Source organism: Streptomyces sp. NPDC048331, from assembly GCF_043201215.1.
GTDB lineage: Bacteria > Actinomycetota > Actinomycetes > Streptomycetales > Streptomycetaceae > Streptomyces.
The window spans coordinates 1-1,227 of the sequence record NZ_JBICYT010000112.1 but is presented as its reverse complement, the minus strand read 5'-3'; the positions used below and the strand labels follow the sequence as shown (position 1 = coordinate 1,227).

The 1,227-nt window shown below is 73.1% G+C and carries 2 protein-coding genes; both read left to right on the top strand.

All coding sequences use genetic code 11. The features are described 5' to 3' along the window. On the top strand, positions 1 to 384 hold a 384-nt coding region (locus ACGFYY_RS42390; protein ID WP_393717999.1), incomplete at its 5' end, for an aldo/keto reductase. 30 nt (positions 385 to 414) lie between these two features. Continuing rightward, the gene (locus tag ACGFYY_RS42385) at positions 415 to 1,209 is read left to right on the top strand and encodes a calcium-binding protein (protein ID WP_393717997.1); all 795 of its coding nucleotides are present in this window, start codon (positions 415 to 417) and stop codon (positions 1,207 to 1,209) included. The last annotated feature ends 18 nt before the right edge of the window (positions 1,210 to 1,227 follow it).

Below are 1,227 nucleotides of genomic sequence, written 5' to 3'. Positions count from 1 at the left end.
CCCGAGGGCGGCCTGCTGGAGGCGGCCGCCGCCATCGGCACGGGCCTGGTCGCCTATTCGCCGCTCGCGCAGGGCCTGCTGACGGGCCGCTACCTGGCCGGGCAGGTGCCCGCCGGATCGCGGATGTCCGTCGGCCACTTCCTCAAGGAGGAGGCCCTGGCCCACGCCAAGCTGGAGCGCCTGCGTGCCCTGGGCGATCTGGCGGCCCGGCGCGGGCAGAGCCTGTCGCAACTGGCCCTCACCTGGGTGCTCCGCGATCCCCGGGTCTCCTCGGTGATCATCGGCGCCAGCGGCGTCCACCAGCTGGACCAGAACCTCGGCGCGCTGGAGGGAGGGCCGCTGTCGGAGGAGGAACTGAAGGAGATCGACACGCTGAGCCTGTGAGTATCCCCCAACGCCTTCAGGAGGCAGCTCATGAACAGCAACGCAACGCCCCGCCGGAACAGCGTCGCCGTCGCGGCGGCGGCACTCGGCCTCACACTGGCCCTCGCCGCGCCGGCGGCGGCGACAACCCCCGTCGGGCAGCGGCCCGGCAACGCCTCGGCGGGCACGCTGGTGAGGATGTCGGGCACCTTCGTCACGGTCACCGCGGCGGAGGGAGTGGGCAACACGATCATCCTGTGGCGCACCGGTGACACGATCCACGTCCGGGACACGGCCGACCGTGTGGTGGCCACCGGTGGCTGTGTCCGCATCGCCGCCGACGAGGTCGTGTGCCCCGGCGCCGACCGCCTCACCGAGCTCGTCGTCGAGGCGGGCGACGAAGCGGACGAGGTGACCTCCTACCTCACGACCACGGCCGTCACCCTGGGGGGCGGGTTGGGCGACGACACCCTCTACGGCGGCGGCGCGAACGACACCTTGGAAGGCGGCGAGGGCGCAGACTTCCTCTCGGGCGGGGCCGGCAGCGACGTACTGATCGGTTCCAGCGGCCGGGACCGCATCCTGGGCGGCGCCGGTGACGACCGGATCGAGGGCCGCAACGGCTCGGACGCCATCGACGCGGGCGCAGGCGACGACGTGGTCGACGGGGGCGACGGCAACGACGAGCTGATCGCCGGCCCCGGCAACGACTTCATGGACGGGGGCACGGGCCGGGACACCATCGACACGGTCGACGGAGTAGCCGGCAACGACTACGCCCGTGGCGGCCCCCAGACGGACACCTGCCGGGCCGACCACGCGGACCACATCACAGAATGCCCCTGACCCCCACCCGCTGCCCCC